Genomic DNA, 6,588 nt, shown 5'->3' with positions numbered 1-6,588 from the left:
CCGTTCACATACAAACTTCACCACCTCCCCGCCGGGGGCGGGGGGGGGGGGGGGCGGGCCGGGGGGGGGGGGGGCGGGGGGGGGGCGCCCCCCCCCCCCCCCCCCCCCCCCCCCCCCCCCCCCCCCCCCTCGCCTCCTTGCCCGCCCTCAGCCCGAACTGAGTGCCTCGGTCGGTGGCAGCCGTGCCGCTCGGCCGGCCGGGTAGAGACCGGCCAGCGCACCGATCGCCACCGATGCCGCGACTCCGCCCAGGATGGCCGGCCACGGCAGCACCAGTGGCCAACCCTGGGCTCGGGCGTACCCGCTGGTGACGATCAGTCCGAGAACCACGCCGGCCACGCCGCCCAGGCCGGACAGCGTCACCGCCTCGGTCAGGAACTGCAGGCGGATCTGGCCGCGCCCGGCACCCAGCGCCCGGCGCAGGCCGATCTCCTGACGGCGTTCGAGCACGGAGATGACCATCGTGTTGGCCACCCCGACCCCGCCCACCAGGAGCGCGACCGCGCCCAGGCCCACGAACAGCCCGGTGAAGGTGTTCTTGGCGGCAAGCTGTGCCTCCAGCGCGTCGGAGGGACGGCTGACCTTGACCCCGGCGGGGTCGGCCGGATTGGCCGTCGCCGCAAGCACGTTGCGCACGTCGGCCACCGCGTCCTCGGCGGAGCGCTCGTAGATCCTGGTCGGGTGCCCGTCGAAGCCGAGCAGGTCCCGCGCCGCCGACCAGCCGACCAGCGCGGAGTGGTCCACCTCGGGCGCCAGTGGCACCGGGGCCAGGACGCCGATCACGGTGAACCACCGCTCCCCGATCCACACCTGCCGGTTCGGCCCGTCGACCCCGAGCAGCTCCGCCGCCCGGGCGCCGAGCACGACCGTCGGATAGCGCGAGTTGGCCGCGTTGAACCACTGGCCCTTCGCCACCCGGCCGCCGATCGTGTCGAGCAGGTCCTCGCGGGTGGCCGCCACGGTGATGCCCTTGGTCACGCGTGGATCGATCCGGTCGGTGCGCCGTACGCTGCGGCCGTCCAGCTGGGCGGTGGCGCTGGCCGACGTCACCGGGCCGATCCGGCGCACCATGTCCACCGCGTCCTCGGGCAGCGGCACCTTGCCGCCGAACATCGAGTCGCCGGGTCCGACCGAGAGCATGTTCGTGCCCAGGCTCCGGATCTGGTCCGTCAACCGGGCCTGGCTGGCCGTACCGATGCCCAGCACCGCGACCATCGCGGCGATCCCGATCGCGATGCCCAGGCCGGACAGGATCGCGCGCATCGGCCGCCCGCGTACCCCGAGCAGGCCGACCCGCACCACGTCGACCGGTCCCAGCCGCGCGGTGTCCGGCAGTGGCACCGGCGTCGGACGGGCGGCAAGGGTGTCCTGATCCGTCGTCGTCATCCGAGCACCCCCGCCGGCAGCGCGCTCGACACTCCGCTGTCCGCGTGGATGCGGCCGTCCAGGATCTCCACCCGGCGCGGCAACGACCGGGCGATCCCGGGGTCGTGCGTGATCACCACGATCGTGGTCCCGTCCGCGTGCAGTTCGTGCAGCAGTCGCATCACCGTCGCCCCGGAGCGCGAATCGAGCGCTCCGGTCGGCTCGTCGGCCAGTACCAGCGCAGGCCGGGCGACCAGCGCGCGGGCGATCGCGACGCGTTGACGCTCACCGCCGGACAGTTCGCGCGGGACGTGGTCGAGCCGACTGCCGAGCCCGACCCGGGCCAGCGCGTCGGCCGCGCGCTCACGCCGCTCGCGTACCGGAATCCCGTGGTAGTAGAGGCCGTTGGCCACGTTGTCCACGGCGGTGAAGTGCTCGGTGAGGAAGAACTGCTGGAAAACGAAACCGATCCAGTTCGCCCGCACGCCGGAGAGTTGACGGTCCTTCAGGCCGGCGATGTCGTGCCCGAGCAGCCGCACCACCCCCTCGGTCGGTCGATCCAGGGTGCCCATCAACTGGAGCATGGTCGACTTCCCGGAGCCGGACGGCCCGACCACGGCGAGCAGTTCGCCCGCCTCGATGGTCAGGTTCGCGTCGATCAGGGCCCGCACCCCGCCGGGGTAGGACCGGCCGACGCCGTCGAGTTCGATCACCGGTACCGTGCCGCGGACGCCGGGCGGCCCCGGTTCGGCCGCCGTGCGCGGCGCTCTGCGATGCCTCCTCATCCCTTGGGCACCCCGACCTTCAGGCCCTCGGTCACGCCGTCGCCGGTCACCTCGACCCGGCCGTTGGCGAACATTCCGAGTTCGACCTTCAGCAGTCGGGTGCTGCCGTCCGGTTCCACCGCCTCGACGCCGTAGCCGCCCTCGGTGAGCGCGAGCAGCGCATTGACCGGGACGGTGAGCACGCCCTTCTTCTCCTTGCCGGTGAAGCCGACGGTGACCGGCGCGCCGTCCAGGGTGCCGGCGTCCTTGGGCTGGTCGAGCGCGATGTCGACCGGGATGGTGGCCTTGTCCCCGCCGGGGGGCATGCCCGGGGTCGATTCGCCCTCCTTGGCCACCGTGCCGACCTGGGTGACGGTGCCGCCGGCGGTCTTGCCGCCGGGCAGGGTGACCTGCACCTTGGCGCCCTTGCTCGCCAGCGTCTGCTTGTTGACCGGCAGGTTGACCGTGACCCGACGACCGGTGCCACTCGCCTTGAGCAGCGGTCCCTGCGAGGTCGAGCCGAGAACCGCGGTGACCTCGCTGACCCGCACCGAGTCCGGCAACACCACCGCGTCTCCGGCATCGAACCGGCCGGTCTGCTTGTGGCCCATGTCCTTCTGCCACTTCTTCACCGCCGTGGCGGTCGCGTCGGTGAACTTCTCGTCCACGGTGAATCCGCCGTAGCCCAGGGCCTGCAGATTCTGCTCCAACTCCCGTACGTCCACGCCCTTGTCGACTCCGACGGACAGCGCCCGCCAGAACGGCGTCTCGCCGTAGAACAGCGGCACCTTCGTGCCGTCGCGGCCGTACACCCGATCGCCGCGCGCCAGGGTTTCGCCCACGCCGGGAAGCCAAGTGATGGTGCCGGGACCCGCGTTGTTCCCGGTGTCCGGAAGCGAACCGCCCTGGCCCCCGCCCGAACCCCCGGTACCCGGGGCGGACCCGCCGCCCGAGCCCGCACCCGGTGCGGATCCGCCGCCCGGGCTCCGACTCGGCCCCGGAGTGCCGCCGCCCTCCGGTTTGTTCTTGCCGTCGCCGGCCGGCGGGGTCTCCTTGTCCGGCCCCGGCGCCGCCGCGTTCACGGAGTACGTGCCGGCGTATCCGAGTTTGCCGTCCACGTTCTGCCGGTCGACCAGGTCCGCGCGGGTCACCGGGACCGCGTCCAGCTTCGTACGGTTCGCGGAGGCATCGGAGCCGTCGCCACCGTCGGAGAGCAGTACGGCCGCCGCGCCGCCCGCCGAGGCCAGCACCAGAGCGGCGGCGAGGACCCGACGCCGACGGCGGCGCCGACGCTCGCGCGGGTAGGCAGTGCGGTCCGGCTCGGCCGGAGCCGACACCGGCTCCCCGTCGTACTCGTACTGCTGTGGGGTGTCGATCGAAACCACGAGGCCGCCCCTACTTCTTCTTCGTCAGCGGCGGAACCTTCTTGTTGCACAAATCCATCGCCTTGGTGACCTTCTCGTCGCCCGCGTCGATGGTGACCATCGCACCGCCCGCGCCGGCGTCGCCCACGTTCACCCCGTTCTCACGCAGACAGTCCATGTGCTTGGCCTGCCACTCCTTGAACTTGGGGTCGTTCGGGTCGAAGTCGCTCTTCGGCTGGAACTTCTCGCACGCCTTCATGGCGTCCTCGGTCTTCGACGACCCCTCGTCCGCGGCCACCGCTCCCATCCGCATCGCGCCGCCCTCACCGGGCTCCGGGTCGGGCATGTCGATCCCGTGCTCACGCATACAGCTTGCGAACTTGACCATCTGGTCGCGGCGCTCGGCGTCGTCACCCTTGCCCGAGTCCGAGCCGCCGCTGCCCTCCGCCTTCGCGCCGCCGCTGCCGCCGCCCGAGGCCACCTTGGTCTTCGGCGAGCCGCCGTCGTCGCCGCATCCGGCCGTCGTCAAGGCGAGGCTGCTCGCGAGAACCACCCCGACCGCCACCCTGAGCGCCAAGGGCCGCCCCGATCCCGTGCGCCCGAACCTCGTCATCACTGCCGCTCCTGCCTGTAGTCCACCGTCGGTCGTGTGGTCACCCGTCGCCGTGCGGGCGAGGGGTACGACAGCAGGTCTACGCGGCGGCGGGTTACCCGGCCGTCTCCCGAATTGGTTATCCGGAGCTAACACGGGGTCGCGTATAAACGGTGGGGTTGGTCCGATGTGTGCAAACCCCCCATCCCCCCGGCCCGAAGCGGAGCGACGAGACCTTGCGAGTCCTGGTGACCGAGGACGAGGAACTGCTGGCCGACCTGGTCGCCCGAGGGCTACGCAGGGCGGCGATCGCCGTGGACGTCGCGTACGACGGCGACAGCGCGCTGGAGCGGCTCGCGGTCAACGACTACGACGTACTGGTCCTCGACCGTGACCTGCCCGGCACCCACGGCGACGACGTCTGTCAGGCCGTCGTGGCCGGTCGGATGCGTACCCGGATCCTGATGCTGACCGCCGCCGGCACGGTCCCCGAGCGGGTTGCCGGGCTGCGCCTGGGCGCGGACGACTACCTGCCCAAGCCGTTCGAGTTCGCCGAGCTGTTGGCCCGCGTGCAGGCGCTGGGCCGGCGCGCCATGCCGGCCGTACCGCCGGTGCTGAGGAAGCACGGCATCGTGCTGGACAACGCTCGGCGTCAGGTCACCCGAAACGGCGAGTACATCCGGCTCGCACACAAGGAGTTCGCGGTGCTCGCGACCCTGATGGCGGCCGACGGAGCGGTGGTCAGCGCCGAGGAACTGCTGGAGCGGGTGTGGGATGAAAACATCGATCCGTTTTCCAACACCGTGCGGGTGACCATGTCCAAACTGCGCGCCAAACTCGGCGACCCACAGGTCATCCGCACCGTGCCCGGCTCGGGATACCTGATATGAGCGGCCTGCGCAGACCCGGCACGAGCGGCCCCGGGGCAGCGGCCGGGAGGCGCCGCCGCAGGGCGACAACCACCACGAACAGCTCGAGGACAGCCGGTACGAACCGCCTGGTCGCGGACGGGCGGCTGATCCTCCGGGCGCTGTTCCGTCGACCGTCGGCGCGGGCCCGGCTCGCGCTGATGTACGGCGGCATGTCGCTCGTAGTCGGCACGGTGTTGCTGGGCATCGTGTACTGGTTCGTCGACCAACGTCTGTCCCAGCAGTTGCCGGTGGCGATGGCGAGGACGTTCGCGGCGGATTCCCCGTACGGCTACGACCAGAACCAGAACGTCACGGGCCGGGCAGTACCCGCCCAGCCCACCGTACCGGGCGCGGCCCAGATCACCGTGATCCCCGCCGACTCGATCCGTCGGGCCACCGATGTCGGCCAGGACGTGACGATGAGTCAACTGCTGACCGTGCTCGGCGCGGCGCTGCTGCTTCTGGCCGCGGCGTCGATCCTGGTCGGCTGGTGGATGTCCGGCCGAGTGTTGCGCCCGGTGCACAAAATCACCGCGACGGCGCGCCGGTTGTCCGAACACAACCTGCACGAGCGGATCGCGATGCCCGGGCCGGACGACGAACTCAAGCAACTCGCCGACACCTTCGACGGGATGCTCGATCGACTGGAGAAATCCTTCGACAGCCGGCGGTTGTTCGTCGCCAACGCCTCACACGAATTGCGCACGCCGCTCACGATCCAACGCACGGCGATCGAGATCGGCCTGGCCGACCCGCACTCGCCGCAGGACGTCGTCGAGACGCGCGAACAACTGCTGGCGCTGAATCGGCGCACCGAGCGCCTGATCGACGGGCTGCTGAACCTGGCGGTGAGCGAGCGCGGCAACGTCCGGGCATCGCCGGTCGCGCTGGACGAGCTGACCGCCGACGTGCTCCGGCAGACCCGGCCCGCGGCCGATCAGGCCGGCATCCGGATCGACGCGAACCTCGCCGGCAGCATGGTGTCCGGCGACCCGCTGCTGCTGCGCCAACTGATCACCAACCTGGTCGAGAACGCGGTACGCCACAACCACGCGGGCGGCTTCGTCACGGTCGGCGTCTCGGCCGGTTCCCTCCGCGTCCGCAACACCGGCCCGGTCATCCCCGCCGGCCGCATCCCCGAACTCTTCGAGCCCTTCCGCCGTTTCCGCCCCAACCGCACGGGCTCCGCCCAGGGCTCCGGCCTGGGCCTCTCCATTGTCCAAGCCATCGTGCACGCCCACGCGGCCCACATCACCACAACGGCCAACCGTCACGGCGGCCTCACCATAGCCATAGCCCTCCCCAAACCTCCCCCCGCACCCCACGACCCGAACCAACGCCGAACACCGGCCGAGCCCCGGGATCGGGCCCGCCCGGCACTCCAACCCATCGGCCCGCCCGGCACTTGAGGCCACGCGGCCCGGCGGACGGGCGGCCTCGGGCCGCCCTGTCCGCACCGGTTCCCTGCACTGCTCCACGCACCGGACGCCGAACCCCGCCGTTCCGTGACACCGCCCGATCGGTGGCCCATGTCACACGGCCACGACTGTTACGGGCGACGGGTCGCCGGCGTCTCGTGTTCGTCAGGGCAC

General features: G+C 71.7%; 6 protein-coding genes. 2 read left to right on the top strand and 4 right to left on the bottom strand.

All coding sequences use genetic code 11. From position 1 onward, the window contains the following. Positions 1-147 precede the first annotated feature (147 nt). From ACIBM5_RS23750 to ACIBM5_RS23735, 4 genes are read right to left on the bottom strand one after another with little or no spacing between them, the layout of a single operon-like run. Positions 148-1,386 carry an ABC transporter permease gene (locus ACIBM5_RS23750; protein WP_391587439.1) on the bottom strand — a complete coding sequence of 413 codons (1,239 nt, stop codon included), beginning with the start codon at positions 1,384-1,386 and terminating at the stop codon, positions 148-150. Further along, the gene (locus ACIBM5_RS23745; protein ID WP_396008649.1) at positions 1,383-2,150 is read right to left on the bottom strand and encodes an ABC transporter ATP-binding protein; all 768 of its coding nucleotides are present in this window, start codon (positions 2,148-2,150) and stop codon (positions 1,383-1,385) included. The genes ACIBM5_RS23750 and ACIBM5_RS23745 overlap by 4 nt, the downstream gene beginning before the upstream one ends. Then, positions 2,147-3,514, bottom strand: coding sequence for a peptidoglycan-binding protein (locus ACIBM5_RS23740; RefSeq protein WP_396008648.1), 1,368 nt, complete (start codon positions 3,512-3,514; stop codon positions 2,147-2,149). The genes ACIBM5_RS23745 and ACIBM5_RS23740 overlap by 4 nt, the downstream gene beginning before the upstream one ends. A 10-nt stretch (positions 3,515-3,524) precedes the next feature. Further along, positions 3,525-4,106 carry a hypothetical protein gene (locus tag ACIBM5_RS23735; RefSeq protein ID WP_396008647.1) on the bottom strand — a complete coding sequence of 194 codons (582 nt, stop codon included), beginning with the start codon at positions 4,104-4,106 and terminating at the stop codon, positions 3,525-3,527. A 215-nt stretch (positions 4,107-4,321) separates the two neighbouring features. Between ACIBM5_RS23735 and ACIBM5_RS23730 the strand changes: the two genes are divergently transcribed. Together ACIBM5_RS23730 and ACIBM5_RS23725 are read left to right on the top strand one after the other, a co-directional pair. Continuing rightward, positions 4,322-4,975, top strand: a complete 654-nt coding sequence (locus ACIBM5_RS23730; RefSeq protein WP_396008646.1) for a response regulator transcription factor — start codon at positions 4,322-4,324, stop codon at positions 4,973-4,975. 191 nt (positions 4,976-5,166) lie between these two features. Beyond that, positions 5,167-6,405: a sensor histidine kinase gene (locus ACIBM5_RS23725; RefSeq protein ID WP_396008645.1), complete on the top strand. Its 1,239-nt coding sequence runs from the start codon at positions 5,167-5,169 to the stop codon at positions 6,403-6,405. The last annotated feature ends 183 nt before the right edge of the window (positions 6,406-6,588 follow it).

It is taken from the genome of Embleya sp. NPDC050493, from assembly GCF_044458105.1.
Lineage (GTDB): Bacteria > Actinomycetota > Actinomycetes > Streptomycetales > Streptomycetaceae > Embleya.
This window is presented reverse-complemented; position numbering and strand designations above follow the sequence as displayed.